Genomic DNA, 20,868 nt, shown 5'->3' on the forward strand with positions numbered 1-20,868 from the left:
CGCTTCGCTATCCGCGAGGGCGGCCGTACCGTCGGCGCCGGCGTCGTCGCCTCCATCATCAAGTAACCAACAAGGCGGAACGGGATAACCGTTCCGCCGTCCCGCTCGGGGATTGAGAGATGAACGGTCAGAACATTCGGATCCGTCTCAAGGCGTTCGACCATCGGGTTCTCGATGCGTCGACCCGTGAGATCGTCAACACGGCGAAACGGACCGGTGCACAAGTGCGCGGCCCCGTGCCGCTGCCCACGCGGATCGAGAAGTACACCGTGCTTCGTGGTCCGCATATCGACAAGAAAAGCCGTGATCAGTTCGAGATGCGCACTCATAAGCGCCTCCTCGACATCGTTGATCCGACGCCGCAGACCGTGGACGCGCTCATGAAGCTCGACCTTGCGGCCGGTGTCGACGTCGAGATCAAGCTGTAAGGCGCTCACAAGGGGACACGCCGATGCGTTCTGGAGTGATCGCACAGAAGGTGGGTATGACTCGCATCTATAACGATGCGGGTGAGCATGTGCCGGTGACGGTGCTGAAGCTCGAAAACTGTCAGGTTGTTGCCCACCGGACGGAAGAGAAGAATGGCTATGTCGCGCTGCAGGTCGGCGCCGGTCTGGCCAAGGTGAAGAATACGTCGAAGGCCATGCGCGGACATTTCGCCGTTGCCAGCGTCGAGCCGAAGCGCAAGCTTGCCGAGTTCCGCGTCTCCTCGGAGAACGTGATCGAGGTGGGTGCGGAGATCACGGCCGACCACTTCGTCGAGGGTCAGTTCGTGGACGTCACGGGCACCTCGATCGGTAAGGGCTTCGCCGGTGCCATGAAGCGTCACAACTTCGGTGGCCTGCGCGCCTCGCACGGTGTGTCGATTTCGCACCGTTCGCATGGCTCGATCGGTCAGTGCCAGGATCCGGGCAAGGTCTTCAAGGGTAAGAAGATGGCCGGACACATGGGCGCCGAGCAGGTGACCACGCAGAACCTGAAGATCGTCCGCACCGATCCGGAGCGCGGCCTGATCATGATCCAGGGCGCTGTCCCGGGGTCGAAGGGTGGCTGGATCGTGGTTCGCGATGCCGTCAAGAAGGCCCTGCCGGATGGCGTGCCGATGCCGGGTGCGTTCCGTGCTTCCGCTGCCGAGGCTGCGGTCGAGAAGGAGAGCGAGTGATGGAACTTGAGGTGAAGACCCTGGACGGGGCCGCCGCCGGTTCGATCACGGTGTCGGACGAGATCTTCGGTCTCGATCCGCGCACCGACCTGATCCACCGCGTCGTGCGCTGGCAGCTTGCCAAGCGCCAGGCCGGTACCCACAAGGCGCAGCAGCGCTCGGAAGTTTCCGGCTCGACGAAGAAGTTCGTCCGCCAGAAGGGTTCCGGCGGCGCGCGTCACGGTAACAAGAAGGCCCCGCAGTTCCGCGGTGGTGGCAAGGCTCACGGCCCGGTCGTGCGCAGCCACGCTCACGATCTGCCGAAGAAGGTTCGCGCCCTCGGCCTGCGTCACGCCCTTTCGGCGAAGTTCAAGGCCGACGGCCTGATCATCGTCGACGTGGCGAGCGCCGAGGAAGCCAAGACCAAGGCTCTGGCCGCGCGTCTGGCGAACCTGGGCCTGAGCAACGCGCTCGTCGTGGACGGCAGCGAGATCGATGCGAACTTCCGCCTCGCCTCGCGCAACATCCCGGCGATCGACCTGCTGCCCGTCGAAGGCCTGAATGTCTATGACATCCTGCGTCGTGAGAAGCTGGTGCTGACCAAGTCGGCGGTGACGGCTCTCGAGGAGCGGTTCAAATGACCAACCTGAAGCACTACGACACGGTCGTTTCCCCGGTGATCACCGAGAAGGCGACCTTCGCTTCGGAGCAGAACAAGGTCGTGTTCAACGTCTCCCCGACGGCGACCAAGCCCGAGATCAAGGCGGCGGTTGAGGCGCTCTTCGGCGTCAAGGTCACGGCAGTGAACACCCTGGTCCGCAAGGGCAAGGCGAAGCGCTTCCGCGGTCGTCTCGGCCAGCAGTCCGACGTCAAGAAGGCGGTCGTGACACTTGCCGATGGCCAGTCCATCGACGTCACCACCGGACTCTGAGGGCGGAGAAGGAAAGATGGCACTCAAGACCTTTAATCCGACGTCGCCGGGTCGTCGCCAGCTGGTGATGGTCGACCGCTCGTCCCTGTACAAGGGCAAGCCGGTCAAGACGCTGACGGAAGGCCTGTCGAAGACGGGCGGCCGCAACAACCTCGGCCGTACGACGTCGCCGAACCGTGGTGGCGGCCACAAGCGCCGGTACCGCTTGATCGACTTCAAGCGGACCAAGGCCGACATGTTCGCGACCGTCGAGCGGATCGAATACGATCCGAACCGGACCGCCTTCATCGCTCTCATCAAGTATGAGGACGGTGAGCTCGCCTACATCCTGGCGCCGCAGCGCCTGGCCGTTGGCGACAAGGTTGTCTCGGGCAAGCTCGTGGACGTGAAGCCGGGCAACGCGATGCCGCTGGCGTCGATCCCGGTCGGCACGATCGTGCACAATGTCGAGCTGAAGCCGGGCAAGGGCGGCCAGGTGGCCCGTTCCGCCGGTGCGTATGCCCAGATCGTCGGCCGTGACCAGGGTTACACCACGGTCCGCCTGCAGTCTGGCGAGCAGCGCCGCATTCTCGGCACCTGCATGGCCTCGATCGGCGCCGTGTCCAACCAGGACCATGGCAACATCAACCTCGGCAAGGCCGGTCGGTCGCGCTGGATGGGTCGTCGCCCGCATGTCCGCGGTGTCGCGATGAACCCGGTCGACCACCCGCACGGTGGTGGCGAGGGTCGCACCTCGGGTGGCCGTCATCCGGTCACGCCGTGGGGCAAGCCGACCAAGGGCAAGCGCACGCGTCGCAACAAGGCCACGGACAAGTTCATCGTCCGCAGCCGCCACGCGCGCAAGAAGTAAGAGGGGCCTGGAATGGCACGTTCTGTTTGGAAAGGCCCGTTCGTCGACGGCTTTCTGCTGAAGAAGGCAGAAAAGGTCCGCGCCTCGGGTCGCAACGAAGTCATCAAGATGTGGAGCCGGCGCTCGACCATCCTGCCGCAGTTCGTCGGTCTGACCTTCGGCGTCTACAATGGTCAGAAGCACGTTCCGGTTATGGTGTCCGAGGACATGATCGGTCACAAGTTCGGCGAGTTCTCGCCGACCCGGACCTATTACGGCCACGGCGCTGACAAGAAGGCGAAGAGGAAGTAACGATGGGCAAGCCGAAGGGCGGGCGCGCGCTCGCCGATAACGAGGCGAAGGCGGTCGCCCGGATGCTGCGGGTCTCCCCGCGCAAGCTCAACCTCGTCGCGGCAACGATCCGCGGCCAGAAGGTCGAGAAGGCTCTCGCCGACCTCACCTTCTCGCGCAAGCGGATCTCCGACGACGTCAAGAAGACGCTCATGTCGGCGATCGCCAATGCCGAGAACAACCATGATCTCGACGTCGACAGCCTTGTCGTCGCCGAGGCTCATGTGGGCAAGGCTTTTGTGATCAAGCGGTTCCAGGCGCGTGCTCGTGGCCGTGTCGGTCGGATCGAGAAGCCGTTTTCGAACCTGACCATCGTCGTCCGCGAAGTCGAGGAGACTGCCTGATGGGACAGAAAGTAAATCCGATCGGTCTGCGGCTTGGCATCAACCGCACCTGGGATTCGCGCTGGTATGCGGACAAGGGCGAGTACGGCAAGCTGCTGCACGAGGATTTCCGCATCCGCGAGTACATCCTCAAGGCGCTGAAGCAGGCGGCCGTTTCCAAGGTCGTCGTCGAGCGCCCGCATCGCAAGTGCCGCGTCACGGTCCATTCCGGCCGTCCCGGCGTGATCATCGGCAAGAAGGGCGCCGACATCGAGAAGCTCCGCAAGGCGCTTTCCGACATGACCTCTTCGGACGTGCACATCAACATCGTTGAAGTGCGCAAGCCCGAGGTCGACGCCCAGCTGGTGGCCGACTCGATCGCACAGCAGCTCGAGCGCCGCGTGGCGTTCCGCCGCGCCATGAAGCGCGCCGTTCAGTCGGCGATGCGCATGGGCGCCCAGGGCATCCGCATCAACTGCGGTGGCCGTCTGGGCGGCGCGGAAATCGCGCGTACCGAGTGGTACCGCGAGGGCCGCGTGCCGCTGCACACGCTGCGTGCGGACATCGACTACGGCGTGTCCACGGCGCACACCGCCTACGGCACCTGCGGCGTTAAGGTCTGGATCTTCAAGGGCGAAATCCTTGAGCATGATCCGATGGCCTCGGAGCGGCGCGCTGTCGAGGGCGACGGAACGAACCAGGGCGGCGGACGCCGCGAGCGCGAGCGCGGCCGCGCTGCCTAACGGCGCCCGGTCGGTCTTGGACAGAAGCAAAGAGCGAGAGAAGAGATGCTGCAACCGAAGCGAACGAAGTTCCGCAAGCAGCACAAGGGCCGGATCCACGGCACCGCCAAGGGCGGTACGGATCTCAACTTCGGCGCCTTCGGCCTGAAGGCCGTCGAGCCGGAGCGGGTGACCGCGCGCCAGATCGAGGCGGCCCGTCGTGCCATGACCCGTCACATGAAGCGTGCGGGCCGTGTTTGGATCAGGATCTTCCCGGACGTGCCGGTTTCGTCGAAGCCGACCGAAGTCCGTATGGGTAAGGGTAAGGGTTCGCCGGACTATTGGGCCTGCAAGGTCAAGCCCGGTCGGATCATGTTCGAAATCGACGGCGTGCCGGAAGATACGGCACGTGAGGCGATGCGCCTTGCGGCAGCCAAGCTGCCGATCAAGTGCCGCTTCGTCCAGCGTATCGCCGACTGAGGCGCGACCAGGAGACTAGTGCCATGAAGGCGACAGACGTTCGGGCAAAGACCATGGACGAGCTGGGAACGGAGCTCGAGAGCCTGAAGAAGGAGCAGTTCAACCTGCGCTTCCAGCGGGCGACCGGCCAGCTTGAGAACACGGCGCGGGTTCGCCAGGTGCGCCGCGACATCGCCCGCATCCAGACGATCATGCGCGAGAAGCGCGTGGCGACAAGCGCGTAAGGAGATCGAAATGCCGAAACGCGTTCTGCAGGGTGTCGTTGTCAGCGACGCCAACGAAAAGACGGTGACGGTTCGTGTGGAGCGGCGCTTCACGCATCCGCTCTACAAGAAGACCGTTCGTCGCTCGAAGAAGTATCGGGCGCATGACGAGACCAACGCGCACAAGGTGGGGGACACCGTCCTCATCCAGGAGTGCGCGCCGATCTCGAAGACCAAAACCTGGACCGTTGTCGAAGGGTCGACCGCGGACTGACGTGACTTCCGGCGTCCGGTGTCGGGCGCGGTGAAAGAAGAATAAGGCGGCCAGTCATGATTCAGATGCAAACAAACCTCGACGTGGCGGATAATTCCGGCGCCCGTCGTGTCATGTGCATCAAGGTGCTCGGCGGCTCGAAGCGGAAATATGCCAGCGTCGGCGACATCATCGTCGTCAGCGTCAAGGAGGCCAATCCGCGCGGCCGCGTCAAAAAGGGCGACGTGATGAAAGCGGTCGTTGTGCGCACGGCGAAGGATATCCGCCGGCCCGACGGCTCCGTGATCCGGTTCGACCGCAATGCGGCCGTGCTGGTCAACAACAACAAGGAACCGATCGGGACCCGTATCTTCGGCCCGGTTCCGCGTGAACTGCGTGCGAAGAACCACATGAAGGTGATCTCGCTCGCGCCGGAGGTTTTGTAATGGCCGCCAAGATCAAGAAGGGCGACACTGTCGTCGTGCTTACCGGTCGTGACAAGGGCAAGACCGGTGAAATCGTCCGCATGCTGCCGGACGAGAACAAGGCTGTGGTGCGTGGCGTGAATGTGGTTCGTCGCCACCAGCGCCAGACCGCCCAGTCGGAAGGTGGCATCGTTTCGAAGGAGCTGCCGGTTCACGTATCGAACCTGGCGCTTGCCGACCCCAAGGATGGCAAGCCGACACGTGTCGGGTTCCAGATCAAGGAAGACGGCACCAAGGTGCGCGTGGCCAAGCGTTCGGGGGATCTGATCGATGGCTGAGACCAAGACCGCTCCGCGGCTGAAGACGGAATATCTTGAAAAGATCCGTCCGGCCCTGCAGGAGAAGTTCAACTACAAGAACCCGATGCAGATCCCGTCGCTCGAGAAGATCGTTCTCAATATGGGCGTCGGCGAGGCTGTGGCGGACAGCAAGAAGGCGAAGATCGCCGCTGAGGACCTGGCCATGATCGCCGGTCAGAAGCCGGTGATCACCCGTGCCCGCAAGTCCATCGCCACCTTCAAGGTGCGTGAGGGCATGCCGCTCGGCGCCAAGGTCACGCTGCGTGGCGAGCGCATGTACGAGTTCCTGGACCGCTTGATCACCATCGCGCTTCCGCGCGTTCGTGACTTCCGCGGCCTGAACGCGAAGAGCTTCGACGGGCGTGGCAACTATGCCATGGGCATCAAGGAGCACATCGTGTTCCCGGAGATCAATTACGACAAGGTCGACCAGATCTGGGGCCTTGACGTGATCGTGTGCACGTCCGCGGATAATGATGACGAGGCGCGCGAGCTTCTGCGCGCGTTCAACTTCCCGTTCCGTAAGTAAACGGGAAAGAACGAGGACAGACGATGGCGAAGAAGAGCGCGATCGAGAAGAACAAGCGGCGCGAGCGGCTCGTTAAGAAGTACGCCGAAAAGCGTGCGGAACTGAAGGCGGCAGCGAAGGACGAGAGCCTTTCGCTGGAGGAGCGCTACGCAGCGCGCCTCAAGCTCGCCAAGCTGCCGCGCAACTCGGCGGAGATTCGCGTGCGCAACCGGTGCGAAGTCACCGGTCGTCCGCGCGGTTACTACCGCAAGCTGAAGATGTCGCGCGTTGCGCTTCGCGAGCTGGGCTCCAAGGGCTTGGTCCCGGGCCTCGTGAAGTCGAGCTGGTAAGGAGACGGTCCGATGGCGATTTCTGATCCCTTGGGCGATATGCTCACCCGGATCCGCAATGCCCAGATGCGGCGCAAGAGCAAGGTCTCGACGCCGGCTTCGAAGTTGCGCGAACATGTGCTCGACGTTTTGGTCGCGGAAGGGTATATCCGCGGCTACTCGATGGTCGAGTACGAGGGCGGCAAGTCCGAGCTCGAGATCGAGCTGAAGTATTTTGACGGCGAGCCGGTGATTCGCTCTATCGAGCGCGTCTCTAAGCCGGGTCGGCGGGTGTACTCTTCGGTGAAGAATATCCCGCGCGTCGCAAACGGCCTGGGTGTCTCGATCCTGTCCACGCCGCGTGGTGTGATGGCAGATCACGATGCCCGTGAGCAGAACGTGGGTGGCGAGGTTCTCTGCCGCATCTTCTGATGCGGCGGTCCCCGCCAGAAAGTTGAACTAGACAGGTTGGTCATATGTCTCGAATTGGCAAGAAGCCAGTCCCCGTGCCTAGCGGGGTAACGGCAACGATCAACGGTCAGACGGTTGAGGTTAAGGGCCCGAAGGGACAGATGTCCTTCGTGCTCAACAGCCTCGTTCTGGCCGAAATGAACGACGACGGTATCTCGATCAAGATGCGTGAGGACAGCAAGCCTGCCCGCGCCATGTGGGGCATGTCCCGCACGATGGTCGAGAACCTGGTGACGGGCGTCAGCAAGGGCTTCGAGAAGAAGCTCGAGATCACTGGCGTCGGTTACCGCGCACAGGTGCAGGGCAAGAACCTGCAGCTCGCGCTCGGTTTCTCCCATGACGTGGTCTATTCGATGCCCGAGGGTATCGAGGCCGCTTGCCCGAAGCCGACGGAAATCGTCATCACCGGCATCGACAAGCAGCGCGTTGGTCAGGTTGCTGCGGAAATCCGCAAGTACCGGCCGCCGGAGCCCTACAAGGGCAAGGGCATCCGCTATGCGGGCGAATACATCGTCCGTAAGGAAGGCAAGAAGAAGTAACGGACCGGATCATGGCGAAGACAAACAATGGCTTCGAACGCCGCCGCGACCGCGTCCGTCGTTCGATCAAGAAGGTTCTGAACGGCCGTCCGCGTCTGTCGGTTCACCGTTCGTCCAAGCAGATCTATGCTCAGATCATCGACGATGTGCAGGGTCACACCCTGGCATCCGCCTCGACGGTCGAGAAGGATCTTCGTGGCACGCTGAAGACCGGCGGCAACATCTCGGCTGCGGCCGAGGTCGGCAAGCTCATCGCAGAGCGCGCCAAGGCTGCCGGTGTCACCAAGGTCGTGTTCGACCGTGGCGGCTACATGTACCACGGGCGCGTGAAGGCTCTGGCCGACGCCGCGCGCGAGGGCGGACTGGAATTCTGATCGTCGTCAAGACGCTCACAGACAAACGGAAGCGAATATTATGGCGAGACAGGATACACGGGAGCGCGGTGGCGATCGCGCCGAGCGCGACAGCGAGTTTGTCGACAAGCTCGTCCACATCAATCGCGTCGCCAAGGTCGTGAAGGGCGGACGCCGCTTCGGATTTGCCGCACTCGTCGTGGTCGGCGACCAGAAGGGCCGCGTCGGCTTTGGTCACGGCAAGGCGCGTGAGGTGCCTGAGGCGATCCGCAAGGCGACCGAGGCTGCCAAGCGCTCGATGATCCGCGTCGCTCTGCGCGAGGGTCGGACCCTGCATCACGACGTCAACGGCCGTCATGGTGCCGGCAAGGTCGTGCTGCGTGCGGCTCCGGCCGGTACCGGCATCATCGCCGGCGGCCCGATGCGCGCCGTGTTCGAGACGCTCGGCGTCCAGGACGTGGTGGCGAAGTCGCTCGGTTCGGCGAACCCCTACAACATGGTGCGCGCCACCTTCGAGGCCCTCAAGCAGGAGGACAGCCCGCGTTCGGTTGCTGCCCGCCGCGGCCTCAAGGTTTCGCAGATCCAGTCGCGTCGCCGCGACATCGACGACAGCGTTCCGGCCGCCGAGGCTTGAACCCGGCAGTTGCCGACCCCAGCTTGAGAAAGGCTTGGTTCCATGGCGAACGAAAAGACCGTCACGGTCGAGCAGGTGGGTAGCCCGATTCGGCGCCCGAAGGACCAGCGGGCAACGCTCGTCGGTCTCGGTCTGAATAAGATGCACCGCCGCTCGACGCTGAAGGATACCCCGGAAGTGCGTGGCATGATCCGGAAGGTTCAGCACCTCGTGCGCGTCGTCGAAGACGCGTAAGGGATGCGGGGAGACATACGATGAAACTGAATGAACTCCGGGACAATCCGGGTGCCACCAAGGAGCGCATGCGCGTCGGCCGTGGCATTGGTTCGGGCAAGGGCAAGACCGGTGGCCGTGGTGTCAAGGGTCAGAAGTCCCGCTCGGGCGTCGCGATCAAGGGCTTCGAGGGCGGCCAGATGCCGCTGCATCGTCGCCTGCCGAAGCGCGGCTTCACCAACATCTTCGCAAAGTCGTTCAACGCGGTCTCGCTTGGCCGTGTCCAGATTGCGATCGATGCTGGCAAGCTCGATGCTTCCCAGACGGTGACCGCCGAGGCCCTCAAGGCCGCTGGCGTCATCCGCCGCGTCAAGGACGGTGTCCGCCTGCTCTCCGATGGTGAGCTGAAGGCGGGTGTGACCTTCGAGGTCGCCGGTGCCTCCAAGAACGCGCTTGCCGCGGTCGAGAAGGCCGGTGGCAAGGTCACGATTATCGGAGCCCAGGCTGAATAAGCCTGGGTTTTCCCACGTCAGATTGCTCGAGAATTGACCGGAGCCCGGAATGGCATCTGCTGCCGAACAGCTAGCGGCTAATCTGAACTTTTCAGCTTTCGCCAAAGCCGAGGAATTGAAGAAGCGTATCTGGTTCACACTGGGTGCGCTTCTTGTGTATCGGTTCGGCACTTACGTGCCGCTGCCCGGGATCAATCCGGATGCCTTCGCGCAGGCCTTTGGCCAGGCGCAGCAGGGCATCGTCGGGCTGTTCAACATGTTTTCCGGCGGTGCCGTGGAGCGCATGGCGATCCTGGCCCTCGGAATCATGCCGTACATCTCGGCGTCGATCATCATCCAGCTGCTAACCTCGGTTGTTCCCTCGCTGGAGCAGCTGAAGAAGGAAGGCGAGCAGGGCCGCAAGGTCATCAACCAGTACACCCGCTACGGCACGGTGGTTCTGGCGACCTTCCAGGCCTACGGCATCGCCATCGGCCTCGAGAGCGCCGCCAATGTGGTGGTCGATCCGGGCTGGTTCTTCCGCATTTCCGCGGTGATCACGCTGGTCGGCGGCACCATGTTCCTGATGTGGCTGGGCGAGCAGATCACCGCCCGCGGCATCGGCAACGGCATTTCGCTGATCATCTTCGCCGGCATCGTCGCGGGCCTGCCGTCCGCGGTCGCCTCGACGCTGGAGCTCGGCCGCCAGGGCGCGCTCGCCACCCCGATCATCATCGGCATCATCGCGCTGTCGATCGTTGTGATCGCCCTGATCGTGTTCATGGAGCGTGCGCAGCGCCGGCTGCGGATCCAGTATCCGAAGCGCAACGTCGGCAATCGCATGGTCGAGGGCAACACCTCGTTCCTGCCGCTGAAGCTCAACACCGCCGGCGTCATTCCGCCGATCTTCGCCTCTTCTCTGCTGCTGGTCCCGGCCACCCTGTCGGGCCTCGGCACGACCGGCGACGAGAGCAGCTGGCTGACGACGGTGACCGCGCTGCTCGGCCACGGCCAGCCGCTCTACATGCTGCTCTACGCGGCCCTGATCGTGTTCTTCTGCTTCTTCTACACGGCGATCGTGTTCAATCCGTCGGACACCGCCGACAACCTGAAGAAGCATGGCGGCTTCATTCCGGGCCTGCGTCCGGGCGAGCGCACCGCCCAGTACATCGACTATGTGCTGACCCGGATCACGGTGGTCGGTGCCATCTACATCGTCCTGGTCTGTCTATTACCCGAATTCCTCATTTCCGCGACCGGCGTTCCGTTCTACTTCGGAGGCACCTCGCTGCTGATCATCGTCAGCGTGACCATGGATACGGTTTCCCAGATCCAGGGGCACCTGCTTGCGCATCAGTACGAAGGCCTTGTCAAGAAGGCGAAACTCAGGGGGAAGCGTAGATGAGGTTGATTTTTCTCGGACCGCCGGGCGCCGGCAAGGGAACGCAGGCCGCTCGGCTGGTCGAGAAGCACGGAATCCCGCAGCTCTCCACCGGTGACATGCTGCGCGCCGCCGTTGCGGCCGGCACGCCGGTCGGACTGAAGGCCAAAGCGGTGATGGATGCCGGCGGGCTCGTGTCCGACGAGATCGTCATCGGCATCGTCGCTGACCGGATCGAGGAAGCGGATGCCCAGAAGGGGTTCATCCTCGACGGCTTCCCGCGGACTGTTGCCCAGGCCGAGGCGCTCGACCACATGCTGGCGAGCAAGGGCCTGAAGCTCGACATGGTGCTGGAACTGGAGGTCGATCAGTCGATCCTCGTCGACCGCATCATCAAGCGCGCCGCTGATGCCAAGGCCGCCGGACAGCCGGTCCGCAAGGACGACGATCCGGAAGTCTTCAAGCAGCGCCTTGAGGCCTATAACCGCGATACCGCGGTTGTGGCTCCCTACTACCGCAACCGCGGACAGCTGGTCGGGATCGACGGCATGCAGCCGATCGACGGGGTCTCGGCACAGATCGATTCCGCGCTTGACGCGGTGGCGGCTGCGGGCTAAGGCTCGCGGCTCCAGCAAAACGCCTGCATCCGGGCCGCGCAAAGCGCGCGGCGCGGGTGCGTTTGCGCTTTCCTCCGCAGGGGCCGGGCTCCACCGGACGCGGGGACAACCCGGCGCGCTCCTCACCCCGAGGTCGCGCCATTAACATGGAGACGGCAGTGGCCCGTATCGCAGGTGTAAATATCCCGACAAACAAGCGCGTCGTCATCGCGCTTCAGTACATTCACGGCATTGGCGCGAAGTTCGCGGCGGAGATCATCGAGAAGGTGAACATCGCTCCCGAGCGCCGCGTCAACGAGCTGTCCGACGCCGAAGTGCTCGCGATCCGCGAGACCATCGACCGCGACTACATCGTCGAGGGCGACCTGCGTCGTGAGACGGCCATGAACATCAAGCGTCTGATGGACCTTGGCTGCTACCGCGGCCTGCGCCATCGTCGCGGTCTTCCGGTGCGCGGCCAGCGTACCCATACGAACGCCCGTACCCGCAAGGGTCCGGCGAAGCCGATTGCCGGCAAGAAGAAGTAATCTCACTGGCAATCAGGCCCGGTGGAGCCGCCGAGTTACGGCGGTGACGAGATCGACCAAAGGACAAAGACATGGCTAAAGACACCACGCGCGTCCGCCGCCGCGAGCGAAAGAATATTTCCTCCGGCGTGGCGCATGTGAACTCCACGTTCAATAACACGATGATCACCATCACCGACGCACAGGGCAACGCGATCTCCTGGTCGTCCGCCGGTGCGATGGGCTTCAAGGGCTCGCGCAAGTCGACCCCGTATGCGGCTCAGGTCGCGGCCGAGGACGCTGCCCGCAAGGCTGCCGAGCACGGCATGCGCACCCTCGAGGTCGAGGTTCGCGGTCCCGGTTCGGGCCGTGAGTCCGCTCTGCGCGCCCTGCAGGCCGCCGGCTTCATGGTGACCTCGATTCGCGACGTGACGCCGATCCCGCACAACGGGTGCCGTCCGCGCAAGCGCCGCCGCGTCTGACGCTCAGCCGCATACCGTTCATTCCCATGGCACAGCATGGCCGGCCCTCGAGGTCGGCGGGACAGCCGGAGGATAAGAATTGAGCATTCACAAAAACTGGCAGGAACTGATCAAGCCGAACAAGCTCGAGGTGAAGCCCGGCCACGACCCGCGTGTCGTCGGTACGGTCGTCGCCGAGCCGCTTGAGCGTGGCTTTGGTCTGACGCTGGGCAATGCCCTGCGCCGCGTGCTTCTGTCCTCGCTCCAGGGCGCGGCAGTTACGGCGGTGCAGATCGACGGCGTTCTGCACGAGTTCTCGTCCATTCCGGGCGTGCGGGAAGATGTCACCGACATCGTCCTGAACATCAAGGAAATCGCGCTGCGCATGCAGGGCGAGGGCCCCAAGCGCATGGTCGTGCGCAAGCAGGGTCCGGGCGTGGTGACGGCTGGCGACATCCAGACGGTCGGCGACATCGAGGTTCTCAACCCCGATCTCGTTCTCTGCACCCTCGACGAGGGCGCGGAGATCCGCATGGAGTTCACGGTCAACACCGGCAAGGGCTACGTGCCGGCGGAGCGCAACCGTCCGGAAGATGCTCCGATCGGGCTTATCCCGGTCGACAGCCTCTACTCCCCGGTCAAGAAGGTCTCCTACAAGGTCGAGAACACCCGTGAGGGCCAGGTTCTCGACTACGACAAGCTGACCCTGAACGTGGAGACCGACGGTTCGGTTTCTCCGGAAGATTCCGTCGCATTCGCGGCGCGTATCCTGCAGGACCAGCTTTCGATCTTCGTCAACTTCGAAGAGCCGCGTCGCGAAGTGAAGGAGGACACCGTCCCCGAGCTCGCGTTCAACCCGGCGCTTCTGAAGAAGGTCGACGAGCTGGAGCTGTCGGTGCGTTCGGCCAACTGTCTGAAGAACGACAATATCGTGTATATTGGCGATCTCATTCAGAAGACCGAGGCGGAGATGCTGCGCACCCCGAACTTCGGCCGCAAGTCGCTCAACGAGATCAAGGAAGTTCTCGCCCAGATGGGTCTCCATCTCGGCATGGAAGTGGCCAACTGGCCGCCGGAGAACATCGACGAGCTCGCCAAGCGCTACGAGGATCATCAGTACTGATCGCGCGAAAGCGCGGTCTTCCAAGGGACAGGCGGCGGCACGCAAGAGACGTGACCGCCAGAGAAAAAGGAGAGAGCCATGCGCCACGGCAATCGCGGCCGCAAGCTCAACCGGACATCCAGCCATCGCAAGGCGATGTTTGCCAACATGTCCGCTTCGCTGATTGAGCATGAGCAGATCGTGACGACCCTCCCGAAGGCCAAGGAACTGCGGCCGATCGTGGAAAAGCTCGTCACTCTCGGCAAGCGTGGTGACCTGCATGCCCGCCGTCAGGCGATCGCGCAGATCCGCGACGTTGCCCTCGTTCGCAAGCTGTTCGACACGCTTGCCGAGCGCTACAAGGGCCGCAACGGCGGCTACACCCGCGTCCTCAAGGCCGGGTTCCGCTACGGCGACAACGCCCCGATGGCCGTGATCGAGTTCGTCGATCGCGACGTCGACGCCAAGGGCGCGGTCGACCGGGCGCGCAACGAGGCTGCCGAGGGCGCCGAAGCTGCGGCTTGATCTTGCGGGCGAACCTCGCGTTCGCATTCGCACACGGAAAGGCGGCCTTCGGGTCGCCTTTTTTGTTAGGTTTGGCTCGACTGTCCAAAGGCGGGGCATGAGTCGTTCCGGCCATGCCCGGCGCCGCAAATCGGTGAGGTTTCCAGGGATGTCCGTCTACACCCTCGCAGGCCGCGCTTCGCTCGCGCTTGCCACCGCCCTTTTCGTTGCGCTCGCCGGCGTTTCCAGCACAGGCGCCCAGGAGCGGACAGCGCCGCGCGATGCGGCCGAACTGCGCCTGTCCTTCGCGCCCGTCGTGCAGCAGGCCGCGCCCGCGGTCGTCAACGTCTATGCCAGCCGCACGGTGCAGAGCCGGCCGGTCTCGCCCTTCTTCGACGATCCGTTCTTCCGCCGCTTCTTCGGCGGGCCGGGGCAGGACATGGGGCGCCCGCGCGAGCGCGTGCAGTCTTCGCTCGGCTCCGGCGTCATCGTGTCGGCCGACGGCATCATCGTCACCAACAACCACGTGATCGCCGAGGCTGACGCGGTGCGGGTGGCGCTGGCCGACCGGCGCGAGTTCGACGCCGAGATCGTGCTGAAGGACGAGCGCACGGATCTCGCCATCCTGCGGGTGAGGGATGCGTCCGAGACCTTCCCGCATATCGAGTTCGCCGATTCCGACCAGCTCGCCGTCGGCGACATCGTGCTGGCCATCGGCAATCCCTTCGGCGTCGGCCAGACGGTGACGCAGGGCATCATCTCGGCGCTGGCCCGCACCCGGGTCGGGGTCTCCGACTACCAGTTCTTCATCCAGACGGACGCGGCCATCAACCCGGGCAATTCCGGCGGTGCGCTGGTCGACATGGAAGGCCGGCTGGTCGGCATCAACACGGCGATCTTCTCGCGCTCCGGCGGGTCGAACGGCATCGGCTTCGCCATTCCCTCCAACATGGTGCATTTCGTCGTTGATGCGGCGGAAAACGACGGCCGCGTGCGCCGGCCCTGGCTCGGTGCCAGTCTGCAGACCGTCAGCGCGGAGATCGCCGAGGCGCTCGGCCTCGACCGCCCGAGCGGCGTGCTGGTCACCGTCGTCGGCGCGGGCAGCCCCGCAGAGCGCGCCGGGCTCAAGGTCGGCGACCTGATCACCCATGTCGGCGATACGGAAGTGACCGATCCGGACAGCTTCGGTTATCGCTTTGCCACCCGCACGCTCGGCTCCACCACCACGTTGACGGTCCTGCGGCCGCGCGGCGAGGTGAAGCTGGAGGTGACGCTGGAGGCGGCCCCGGAGACGACCCCGCGCGATGCGCGCGAGATTTCCGACTATTCGCCCTTCGCCGGCACGACGGTGATGAACCTGTCGCCGGCCGTTGCCGAGGAGTTGCGGCTCGACGGCTTCGACACGGGCGTCGTCATCGCCAAGGTCGAGCCGGGCTCGCCGGCGGCGCGTGTCGGTTTGCAGGTCGGCGACGTGGTGCAGACGATCAACGGGCGCGCGGTCGATTCCAGCCGTACCCTGCAGCGCATCGCCGGCAGCGATCCGGGTGTGTGGCGGCTGGAGATCCGGCGCGGCGGCCGGGTCCTGCGGATCGCGCTGCGGGGCTGAGGCGAGAGGCGAGGGCAAGGCATCCCCCATGAGCGATCTTTTCCAGTCCGCAGGGCTCGGGGCGCAGACCCGGCGGCCGCTTGCCGACCGGCTGCGGCCCGCGCAGCTTTCCGACGTGGTCGGGCAGGATCACCTGCTCGGCCCCGACGGCGTGCTGACCCGCATGCTGGAGACGGGATCGCTCGGCTCGCTGGTGTTCTGGGGGCCGCCGGGTACCGGCAAGACCACGGTGGCGCGGCTGCTGGCGGATGCGACGGACCTGCGCTTCGAGCAGATCTCGGCGATCTTCAGCGGTGTTGCCGAGCTGAAGAAGGTGTTCGAGGCCGCGCGCGCCTCGCGCCTCACCGGCAAGGCGACGCTGCTCTTCGTCGACGAGATCCACCGCTTCAACCGGGCCCAGCAGGACAGCTTCCTGCCCGTCATGGAGGACGGCACGGTGACGCTGGTCGGCGCCACCACCGAGAACCCGAGCTTCGAGCTCAATGCCGCGCTGCTGTCGCGGGCGCATGTACTTACCTTCCGTACGCTCGACAGCGAGGCGCTGGAGCGCCTGCTTGCCCGTGCCGAGGCGGAGGAGGGGCGGCCCCTGCCGCTCGATGAGGGCGCGCGCGCCGCGCTCCTGCGCATGGCCGATGGCGACGGACGCGCCGCCCTGACGCGGGCCGAGGACGTCTGGCGCGCCGCGCGCGGCGGGGAGACCTTCGATGCAGAGCGGCTGCAGGAGCTGGTGCAGCGCCGGGCCCCAGTCTACGACAAGTCGCGCGACGGCCACTACAATCTCATCTCGGCGCTGCACAAGTCGGTGCGCGGCTCCGATCCGGATGCGGCGCTCTACTGGTTCTGCCGCATGCTGGACGGCGGCGAGGATCCGTTGTTCCTCGCCCGGCGGCTGATCCGCATGGCGGTCGAGGATATCGGCCTTGCCGACCCCAATGCGCTGGTCCAGGCCAATGCGGCGCGCGATGCCTACCAGATGCTCGGCTCGCCGGAGGGCGAACTGGCGCTGGCGCAGTCGGTCGTCTATCTGGCGACGGCGCCGAAGTCGAATGGCGCCTATGTCGCCTACAAGGCAGCGATGCGCGCGGCCAAGCAGCACGGCTCGCTGGCCCCGCCCAAGCATATCCTCAACGCCCCGACCAAGCTGATGAAGTCGGAAGGCTATGGCGACGGCTACGCCTACGATCACGACCAGCCGGACGCCTTCTCGGGGCAGGACTACTTTCCCGAAGCGATGGGCCGCCAGCGCTTCTACGACCCGCCCGAGCGGGGCTTCGAGCGCGAGCTGCGCAAGCGCCTCGACTATTGGGACAAGCTTCGGCGGGAGCGCGGCGGGCGTTCCTGACAGCTTGCCCATTGCGCTTTGCGGCGAACAGGCGGACCATGGCGGCGGCGTCCTGTTCCGGTAGGATCCATGAAACAGATCGAGTTGCGTCTGGCGCTGGTGCTTTACGGAGGGGTCTCCCTTGCCGTCTACATGCACGGCATCACGCGGGAATTCCTGAACCTGGTGCGGGCGTCGCGGCGTCTTGAGGCGAACGGAGCCGGGGCCGGAGCGTCCGCGCGGGACGAGACCAGTACCGAGGTCTACGAGCGGTTTCTGGCGCTGTTCGCGCCGGCGCTGGACCTGAGGGTCGTCGTCGACGTGATTGCGGGGGCCTCCGCCGGCGGCGTCAACGGCGTGATGCTGGCGCGGGCGCTGGCGCATAATCTCACCCTCGACGGCCACCGCGACCTCTGGCTGGAAAATGCCGATGTCACGCGGCTGTCCAACGAGCCCGTCGGCCTCAGCCGCTATCTCAAGGGCTCCATTGCCCCGGTGCTCGACCGGCTGGTCGGCATGGCGCTGAAATCCGAGCTCGGCGACCCGGAGACGCGCACCAAGCTGCGTCAGTTCATGCAGGCGCGCTGGTTCACGCCGCCCTTTTCCGGCGAGCGCTATGTCGGCTGGATGCTGGATGCGGCCAAGGGGATGCGGCCGGACAGCTCGCCAGGCGCGCCCCACTCGCTCATCCCGCAAGGACAGTCGCTGGATCTCTTCGTCACCGTGACGGATTTCCACGGCGAGAGGCGGCGCTTTGCCATCGACGATCCGGTGGAGGTGGAGGAGACGGAGCACCGGCTGATCCTGCGCTATTCCGCCAGCAGCCGGGGCAATGGCAACATCGTCTCCGACTTCACGGATGCGCGCATTCCCGACCTCATCTTCTCTGCGCGGGCGACCTCCGCCTTTCCCGGGGCCTTTCCGCCGATGACGGTGGGCGAGATGGACCGGGTGCTTGAGGCGCGCGGCGAGAGCTGGCCGCTGCGCGGCATCTTCCTGCACCGCGCCTTCGGGCGCAGCGAGACGCCCGCCGAGGCCCGCATCCTGGTCGACGGCAGCGTCGTCATGAACAAGCCCTTCCAGCCGGTGATCGAGGCGATTGCCGGACGCCCTGCAGCGCGCGAGGTCGTGCGGCGCATCGTCTATGTCGACCCGATGGCCAATGTCCTCGGCCGCAAGGACGAGGCGCCGGCCCCCGGCAATGGCCATGGCGTCGCGGAGGAAGCGCTTGGCGCGGGGGAGGGGAGTTTGCCCGGCTTCTTCCGCGTCATCCTGGCTTCGCTCGCCCATATCCCGCGCAACGAGCCCATCGGCGATGCACTGGAGCAGGTGGAGGAGTACAATCGCGACGTCCGCCAGGTGGCGGAAGTGATCGCCGCGGCCGAGCCGGTCGTCGAGCGGGAGGTGGCGTCGATCCTGCGCGCCGATCTCGACCGGCCGATGACGGTTCCCGAGCTCACCCGCTGCCGGATGCTGGCCAACCAGCGCGCCCACGCTTCGGCGGGCTATGCCTATCACGGCTACCAGCGGCTGAAGCTGTCCGGGGTGGTGACGCGGGTGTCGGACCTGCTGGCTCAGCTCGCGACGGCGCGGGCCGGGACGGTGGGCGGGACGGTGACCAGTCCGCGCGACTGCGAAATGCGGATCGAGACCTGGCTGGCGCGCCAGCACGCGGAGGCGGCCTCCGGCCATGGCGGGGTCGAGGGGCCGACGCCGCAGCCGATCATCCGCTTCCTGCGCGGTCTCGATGTCGATTACCGAACCCGCCGGCTGCGCTTCGTGATCCGCCGGCTGAACCGGCTCTACCGTGCGGCGGGCGCGGAAATGGAGCTGCGTCCGGCGGAAATGGACGAGCTCAAGAGCACGCTCTACGAACAGGTCGATCATCTCGGCCAGCGCTGGTTGGTCAGCTTCTACGGTGCGGAGACGGCCGATGCAGCAGCCCGGCTCGCCGCCTGTGCCCCGGACGATGTCGAGACCATCGGTGAGGTGCTGGACCAGCTCGCAACCCGCATGGGGCTGGCCGATCTCGACCAGCTTTGCGACGACGCCTTCTCGGTGATGGCCTACAGCTACCTGCCGCAGCCGCTGCGTCTGCCGCTCGTGGCCGCCTATATCGGCTTCGCCTTCTACGATCTCGTCACGCTGCCGGTACTGCGCCGGCTTGCAAGCTCGGAATACAACGAGATCCTGATCGACCGCATCAGCCCGTCCGACCCGCATTCGCTGCGGCCCGAGGGCGTCAAGCTGAAGGGCAACAACCTCAACGCCTTCGGCGCGTTCTTCAACCGCCGCTGGCGGGAGCACGACTATCTGTGGGGGCGGCTGTCGGCGGCCGACCGGCTGATGACGATGGCAACCCGCGCCGCTGCTCCGATCGTGCATGTGGATCCGCAGGCGCTGGCCGCGATCCGGCGCGAGGTGTTCCTGGCGATCCTGCGGGAGGAGGATGGCCGCCTGGTCGCCGACGCCCGGCTGGTGCCGGACCTGCTGGCCGAGGTGGAGCGCATGCTTGCCGTGGACGCGGCCGAGGCCGCGCCCGAGGCGGGCGAGAAGATCAGCTCGCTGTCCGCGTCCGCGTGATCTCGACGCTGACGCGGCCGGCGGCGATGGGCAGCGGCGCGCCTGGCTTGTGCACGCGCACGGTCACTTCGCGGATCCGGCCTTCGGCCTCCAGCACCGCATCGGCGATGGCGCCGGCCAGCCGCTCGATCAGCTTGTAGCGCGACCCGGTGACCACCTTCTCGATGGTTCTGGTCAGCGTCGCGTAGCACACCGTCTCCTCGTAGCGGTCGCTGAGCGAGGGAGCGGTGAGGTCCAGCCGGCAGGTCAGGTCGACGATGAAGCGCTGGCCGAGCCGCGCCTCTTCCTCATGCACGCCATGGAAGGCGTAGAAGGCAAGGTCCTGGAGGTGGATGGCGTCCATGGAAGGGCTCGCTGGTCTGTGGCGGCCCGTCGGGTCCGCCGGAATTGGTTGCCGGCATGGGTAGGCCAGCCGGCCGGCAATCGCAATCGCTCAAACCGGCATGGCGGGGGTGCAGTTCCGAGGCATCTCGTCGTCGCCAGGGGGAGGGCGGCTTACAGAGGGGGAACCGATACGGTCGGGCCGAACCGTTCCTCGAAGCAGCGCCGCAGCACGATGTCGACATCGGCCAGGGTCACCGGCAGGCCGAGATCGACGAGGCTCGTCACGCCGTGCTCGGTGACGCCGCAGGGCACGATACCGGAAAAGTGCTCGAGATTCGGGTCCACGTTCAGCGACAGGCCGTGAAAACTGACCCACTTGCGCATGCGGATGCCGATGGCGGCGATCTTGTCTTCCCGGGTGGCGCCCTTGTCCGGGCGGGGCACCCACACGCCGACGCGGTCCTCGCGCCGTTCGCCGCGCACATGATGCTCCCACAAGGTGCCGATCACCCAGTCCTCCATCGCGGCGACGAAGGCGCGCACGTCTGCCCGGCGGCGCTTGAGGTCGAGCATCACATAGGCGACCCGCTGTCCGGGCCCGTGATAGGTGAACTGGCCGCCGCGTCCGGTCTTGTGCACGGGAAAGCGGTCGGGCGCGATCAGGTCCTGGTCCTTGGCGCTGGTGCCGGCCGTATAAAGCGCGGGATGCTCCAGCAACCAGACCCGCTCGGCCATCGTGCCCTCGGCAATGCCGGCGACGCGCCGCTCCATCTCTTCCAGCGCGACCTCGTAGGCGACCGGCTCGTCGCTGATCGCCCATTCGACGGGGGGAGAGCCGGCGCTGGGGAAGAAGGAGCCGGCCAGTTCCGCACGCTCTGTCATTTTGCAAGTCCGTTAGGAGTTTGTTA

33 protein-coding genes are annotated in these 20,868 nt (G+C 65.3%); 31 read left to right on the forward strand and 2 right to left on the reverse strand.

All coding sequences use genetic code 11. The annotated features are described in order from the left end of the window. The 31 genes from ACVJ6E_RS05560 to ACVJ6E_RS05710 form a co-directional block, all read left to right on the forward strand. Positions 1-66, forward strand: a 66-nt coding sequence (locus ACVJ6E_RS05560) for an EF-Tu C-terminal domain-related protein (RefSeq protein WP_491676440.1), incomplete at its 5' end; no start/stop codon positions are given. Positions 67-119: 53 nt separating this feature from the next. Continuing rightward, the gene (gene rpsJ / locus ACVJ6E_RS05565; protein ID WP_067216522.1) at positions 120-428 is read left to right on the forward strand and encodes a 30S ribosomal protein S10; all 309 of its coding nucleotides are present in this window, start codon (positions 120-122) and stop codon (positions 426-428) included. Positions 429-451: 23 nt separating this feature from the next. Further along, complete coding sequence (gene rplC / locus ACVJ6E_RS05570; RefSeq protein WP_067216520.1) at positions 452-1,162, forward strand: 50S ribosomal protein L3; 711 nt, start codon at positions 452-454, stop codon at positions 1,160-1,162. After that, complete coding sequence (gene rplD / locus ACVJ6E_RS05575) at positions 1,162-1,782, forward strand: 50S ribosomal protein L4 (protein WP_067216517.1); 621 nt, start codon at positions 1,162-1,164, stop codon at positions 1,780-1,782. Before rplC ends, rplD begins: the two co-directional genes overlap by 1 nt. Beyond that, on the forward strand, positions 1,779-2,072 hold the full coding sequence (locus ACVJ6E_RS05580; RefSeq protein ID WP_067216514.1) for a 50S ribosomal protein L23: 294 nt from the start codon (positions 1,779-1,781) through the stop codon (positions 2,070-2,072). Before rplD ends, ACVJ6E_RS05580 begins: the two co-directional genes overlap by 4 nt. 16 nt (positions 2,073-2,088) lie before the next feature. Continuing rightward, positions 2,089-2,922: a 50S ribosomal protein L2 gene (gene rplB, locus ACVJ6E_RS05585; RefSeq protein ID WP_120267413.1), complete on the forward strand. Its 834-nt coding sequence runs from the start codon at positions 2,089-2,091 to the stop codon at positions 2,920-2,922. Positions 2,923-2,934: 12 nt separating this feature from the next. Further along, positions 2,935-3,213: a 30S ribosomal protein S19 gene (gene rpsS / locus ACVJ6E_RS05590; protein WP_120267414.1), complete on the forward strand. Its 279-nt coding sequence runs from the start codon at positions 2,935-2,937 to the stop codon at positions 3,211-3,213. Positions 3,214-3,215: 2 nt separating this feature from the next. Beyond that, positions 3,216-3,596 carry a 50S ribosomal protein L22 gene (gene rplV / locus ACVJ6E_RS05595; protein ID WP_067216508.1) on the forward strand — a complete coding sequence of 127 codons (381 nt, stop codon included), beginning with the start codon at positions 3,216-3,218 and terminating at the stop codon, positions 3,594-3,596. After that, positions 3,596-4,318 (forward strand): 30S ribosomal protein S3, encoded by a 723-nt coding sequence (gene rpsC, locus ACVJ6E_RS05600; protein ID WP_067216505.1) that lies wholly within the window; start codon positions 3,596-3,598, stop codon positions 4,316-4,318. The genes rplV and rpsC overlap by 1 nt, the downstream gene beginning before the upstream one ends. A gap of 45 nt (positions 4,319-4,363) precedes the next feature. Next, positions 4,364-4,777, forward strand: a complete 414-nt coding sequence (rplP, locus tag ACVJ6E_RS05605; protein WP_067216503.1) for a 50S ribosomal protein L16 — start codon at positions 4,364-4,366, stop codon at positions 4,775-4,777. Between the two features lie 23 nt (positions 4,778-4,800). Beyond that, positions 4,801-5,001 (forward strand): 50S ribosomal protein L29, encoded by a 201-nt coding sequence (rpmC, locus tag ACVJ6E_RS05610; RefSeq protein ID WP_067216501.1) that lies wholly within the window; start codon positions 4,801-4,803, stop codon positions 4,999-5,001. A 10-nt stretch (positions 5,002-5,011) separates the two neighbouring features. Further along, positions 5,012-5,254 (forward strand): 30S ribosomal protein S17, encoded by a 243-nt coding sequence (rpsQ, locus tag ACVJ6E_RS05615; protein ID WP_067216498.1) that lies wholly within the window; start codon positions 5,012-5,014, stop codon positions 5,252-5,254. A 56-nt stretch (positions 5,255-5,310) separates the two neighbouring features. Continuing rightward, positions 5,311-5,679, forward strand: a complete 369-nt coding sequence (gene rplN / locus ACVJ6E_RS05620) for a 50S ribosomal protein L14 (RefSeq protein WP_067216497.1) — start codon at positions 5,311-5,313, stop codon at positions 5,677-5,679. Next, positions 5,679-5,996 (forward strand): 50S ribosomal protein L24, encoded by a 318-nt coding sequence (gene rplX / locus ACVJ6E_RS05625; protein WP_067216494.1) that lies wholly within the window; start codon positions 5,679-5,681, stop codon positions 5,994-5,996. Before rplN ends, rplX begins: the two co-directional genes overlap by 1 nt. Next, positions 5,989-6,546, forward strand: a complete 558-nt coding sequence (rplE, locus tag ACVJ6E_RS05630; RefSeq protein ID WP_120267415.1) for a 50S ribosomal protein L5 — start codon at positions 5,989-5,991, stop codon at positions 6,544-6,546. Before rplX ends, rplE begins: the two co-directional genes overlap by 8 nt. Positions 6,547-6,569: 23 nt before the next feature. Then, complete coding sequence (gene rpsN, locus ACVJ6E_RS05635) at positions 6,570-6,875, forward strand: 30S ribosomal protein S14 (protein ID WP_120267416.1); 306 nt, start codon at positions 6,570-6,572, stop codon at positions 6,873-6,875. Positions 6,876-6,887: 12 nt separating this feature from the next. Next, on the forward strand, positions 6,888-7,286 hold the full coding sequence (rpsH, locus tag ACVJ6E_RS05640) for a 30S ribosomal protein S8 (RefSeq protein WP_067216487.1): 399 nt from the start codon (positions 6,888-6,890) through the stop codon (positions 7,284-7,286). 44 nt (positions 7,287-7,330) lie between these two features. Then, entirely contained in the window at positions 7,331-7,864 is a 534-nt protein-coding gene (gene rplF, locus ACVJ6E_RS05645) for a 50S ribosomal protein L6 (RefSeq protein ID WP_120267417.1), read from the forward strand. 11 nt (positions 7,865-7,875) lie between these two features. Further along, positions 7,876-8,238 (forward strand): 50S ribosomal protein L18, encoded by a 363-nt coding sequence (gene rplR, locus ACVJ6E_RS05650; protein ID WP_120267418.1) that lies wholly within the window; start codon positions 7,876-7,878, stop codon positions 8,236-8,238. A gap of 40 nt (positions 8,239-8,278) precedes the next feature. Further along, positions 8,279-8,851 (forward strand): 30S ribosomal protein S5, encoded by a 573-nt coding sequence (gene rpsE / locus ACVJ6E_RS05655; RefSeq protein ID WP_067216481.1) that lies wholly within the window; start codon positions 8,279-8,281, stop codon positions 8,849-8,851. A gap of 42 nt (positions 8,852-8,893) precedes the next feature. Beyond that, positions 8,894-9,085: a 50S ribosomal protein L30 gene (rpmD, locus tag ACVJ6E_RS05660; RefSeq protein ID WP_067216479.1), complete on the forward strand. Its 192-nt coding sequence runs from the start codon at positions 8,894-8,896 to the stop codon at positions 9,083-9,085. A gap of 20 nt (positions 9,086-9,105) precedes the next feature. Then, positions 9,106-9,576, forward strand: a complete 471-nt coding sequence (gene rplO, locus ACVJ6E_RS05665) for a 50S ribosomal protein L15 (RefSeq protein ID WP_120267419.1) — start codon at positions 9,106-9,108, stop codon at positions 9,574-9,576. A gap of 49 nt (positions 9,577-9,625) precedes the next feature. Beyond that, positions 9,626-10,960, forward strand: a complete 1,335-nt coding sequence (gene secY, locus ACVJ6E_RS05670; RefSeq protein WP_120267420.1) for a preprotein translocase subunit SecY — start codon at positions 9,626-9,628, stop codon at positions 10,958-10,960. After that, positions 10,957-11,553: an adenylate kinase gene (locus ACVJ6E_RS05675; RefSeq protein WP_120267421.1), complete on the forward strand. Its 597-nt coding sequence runs from the start codon at positions 10,957-10,959 to the stop codon at positions 11,551-11,553. Before secY ends, ACVJ6E_RS05675 begins: the two co-directional genes overlap by 4 nt. 158 nt (positions 11,554-11,711) lie before the next feature. Next, positions 11,712-12,080: a 30S ribosomal protein S13 gene (gene rpsM, locus ACVJ6E_RS05680; protein ID WP_067216470.1), complete on the forward strand. Its 369-nt coding sequence runs from the start codon at positions 11,712-11,714 to the stop codon at positions 12,078-12,080. Positions 12,081-12,151: 71 nt separating this feature from the next. Further along, complete coding sequence (gene rpsK, locus ACVJ6E_RS05685) at positions 12,152-12,541, forward strand: 30S ribosomal protein S11 (protein WP_067216467.1); 390 nt, start codon at positions 12,152-12,154, stop codon at positions 12,539-12,541. A gap of 79 nt (positions 12,542-12,620) precedes the next feature. Further along, positions 12,621-13,643: a DNA-directed RNA polymerase subunit alpha gene (locus ACVJ6E_RS05690; RefSeq protein WP_067216465.1), complete on the forward strand. Its 1,023-nt coding sequence runs from the start codon at positions 12,621-12,623 to the stop codon at positions 13,641-13,643. Between the two features lie 78 nt (positions 13,644-13,721). Further along, entirely contained in the window at positions 13,722-14,147 is a 426-nt protein-coding gene (gene rplQ, locus ACVJ6E_RS05695) for a 50S ribosomal protein L17 (protein WP_067216462.1), read from the forward strand. A gap of 148 nt (positions 14,148-14,295) precedes the next feature. Then, positions 14,296-15,732 carry a DegQ family serine endoprotease gene (locus ACVJ6E_RS05700; RefSeq protein WP_120267422.1) on the forward strand — a complete coding sequence of 479 codons (1,437 nt, stop codon included), beginning with the start codon at positions 14,296-14,298 and terminating at the stop codon, positions 15,730-15,732. A 28-nt stretch (positions 15,733-15,760) separates the two neighbouring features. Then, on the forward strand, positions 15,761-17,074 hold the full coding sequence (locus ACVJ6E_RS05705; protein ID WP_120267423.1) for a replication-associated recombination protein A: 1,314 nt from the start codon (positions 15,761-15,763) through the stop codon (positions 17,072-17,074). A gap of 69 nt (positions 17,075-17,143) precedes the next feature. Beyond that, positions 17,144-19,636: a patatin-like protein gene (locus tag ACVJ6E_RS05710; protein ID WP_120267424.1), complete on the forward strand. Its 2,493-nt coding sequence runs from the start codon at positions 17,144-17,146 to the stop codon at positions 19,634-19,636. Here the strand turns inward: ACVJ6E_RS05710 and folB are convergent. Together folB and lipB are read right to left on the reverse strand one after the other, a co-directional pair. After that, positions 19,611-19,979: a dihydroneopterin aldolase gene (gene folB, locus ACVJ6E_RS05715; RefSeq protein ID WP_120267425.1), complete on the reverse strand. Its 369-nt coding sequence runs from the start codon at positions 19,977-19,979 to the stop codon at positions 19,611-19,613. The genes ACVJ6E_RS05710 and folB overlap by 26 nt on opposite strands. Positions 19,980-20,131: 152 nt before the next feature. Continuing rightward, on the reverse strand, positions 20,132-20,842 hold the full coding sequence (lipB, locus tag ACVJ6E_RS05720; protein WP_120267426.1) for a lipoyl(octanoyl) transferase LipB: 711 nt from the start codon (positions 20,840-20,842) through the stop codon (positions 20,132-20,134). Positions 20,843-20,868 lie beyond the last annotated feature (26 nt).

It is taken from the genome of Stappia sp. G46H5W (assembly GCF_058448995.1).

Coding starts and splice junctions, on each gene's coding strand:
- rpsH (WP_067216487.1), top strand. CDS start 6,888: ATGGCGATTTCTGATCCCTTGGGCGATATGCTCACCCGGATCCGCAAT.
- rpmD (WP_067216479.1), top strand. CDS start 8,894: ATGGCGAACGAAAAGACCGTCACGGTCGAGCAGGTGGGTAGCCCGATT.
- secY (WP_120267420.1), top strand. CDS start 9,626: ATGGCATCTGCTGCCGAACAGCTAGCGGCTAATCTGAACTTTTCAGCT.
- rplC (WP_067216520.1), top strand. CDS start 452: ATGCGTTCTGGAGTGATCGCACAGAAGGTGGGTATGACTCGCATCTAT.
- rpsE (WP_067216481.1), top strand. CDS start 8,279: ATGGCGAGACAGGATACACGGGAGCGCGGTGGCGATCGCGCCGAGCGC.
- rpsK (WP_067216467.1), top strand. CDS start 12,152: ATGGCTAAAGACACCACGCGCGTCCGCCGCCGCGAGCGAAAGAATATT.
- rplB (WP_120267413.1), top strand. CDS start 2,089: ATGGCACTCAAGACCTTTAATCCGACGTCGCCGGGTCGTCGCCAGCTG.
- ACVJ6E_RS05580 (WP_067216514.1), top strand. CDS start 1,779: ATGACCAACCTGAAGCACTACGACACGGTCGTTTCCCCGGTGATCACC.
- rplE (WP_120267415.1), top strand. CDS start 5,989: ATGGCTGAGACCAAGACCGCTCCGCGGCTGAAGACGGAATATCTTGAA.
- rpsS (WP_120267414.1), top strand. CDS start 2,935: ATGGCACGTTCTGTTTGGAAAGGCCCGTTCGTCGACGGCTTTCTGCTG.
- ACVJ6E_RS05675 (WP_120267421.1), top strand. CDS start 10,957: ATGAGGTTGATTTTTCTCGGACCGCCGGGCGCCGGCAAGGGAACGCAG.
- lipB (WP_120267426.1), bottom strand. CDS start 20,842: ATGACAGAGCGTGCGGAACTGGCCGGCTCCTTCTTCCCCAGCGCCGGC.
- ACVJ6E_RS05710 (WP_120267424.1), top strand. CDS start 17,144: ATGAAACAGATCGAGTTGCGTCTGGCGCTGGTGCTTTACGGAGGGGTC.
- rpsN (WP_120267416.1), top strand. CDS start 6,570: ATGGCGAAGAAGAGCGCGATCGAGAAGAACAAGCGGCGCGAGCGGCTC.
- rplD (WP_067216517.1), top strand. CDS start 1,162: ATGGAACTTGAGGTGAAGACCCTGGACGGGGCCGCCGCCGGTTCGATC.
- rplF (WP_120267417.1), top strand. CDS start 7,331: ATGTCTCGAATTGGCAAGAAGCCAGTCCCCGTGCCTAGCGGGGTAACG.
- rplO (WP_120267419.1), top strand. CDS start 9,106: ATGAAACTGAATGAACTCCGGGACAATCCGGGTGCCACCAAGGAGCGC.
- rpsJ (WP_067216522.1), top strand. CDS start 120: ATGAACGGTCAGAACATTCGGATCCGTCTCAAGGCGTTCGACCATCGG.
- rplP (WP_067216503.1), top strand. CDS start 4,364: ATGCTGCAACCGAAGCGAACGAAGTTCCGCAAGCAGCACAAGGGCCGG.
- rplV (WP_067216508.1), top strand. CDS start 3,216: ATGGGCAAGCCGAAGGGCGGGCGCGCGCTCGCCGATAACGAGGCGAAG.
- rpmC (WP_067216501.1), top strand. CDS start 4,801: ATGAAGGCGACAGACGTTCGGGCAAAGACCATGGACGAGCTGGGAACG.
- rplQ (WP_067216462.1), top strand. CDS start 13,722: ATGCGCCACGGCAATCGCGGCCGCAAGCTCAACCGGACATCCAGCCAT.
- rplX (WP_067216494.1), top strand. CDS start 5,679: ATGGCCGCCAAGATCAAGAAGGGCGACACTGTCGTCGTGCTTACCGGT.
- rplN (WP_067216497.1), top strand. CDS start 5,311: ATGATTCAGATGCAAACAAACCTCGACGTGGCGGATAATTCCGGCGCC.
- rpsC (WP_067216505.1), top strand. CDS start 3,596: ATGGGACAGAAAGTAAATCCGATCGGTCTGCGGCTTGGCATCAACCGC.
- ACVJ6E_RS05700 (WP_120267422.1), top strand. CDS start 14,296: ATGTCCGTCTACACCCTCGCAGGCCGCGCTTCGCTCGCGCTTGCCACC.
- rpsQ (WP_067216498.1), top strand. CDS start 5,012: ATGCCGAAACGCGTTCTGCAGGGTGTCGTTGTCAGCGACGCCAACGAA.
- ACVJ6E_RS05705 (WP_120267423.1), top strand. CDS start 15,761: ATGAGCGATCTTTTCCAGTCCGCAGGGCTCGGGGCGCAGACCCGGCGG.
- folB (WP_120267425.1), bottom strand. CDS start 19,979: ATGGACGCCATCCACCTCCAGGACCTTGCCTTCTACGCCTTCCATGGC.
- rplR (WP_120267418.1), top strand. CDS start 7,876: ATGGCGAAGACAAACAATGGCTTCGAACGCCGCCGCGACCGCGTCCGT.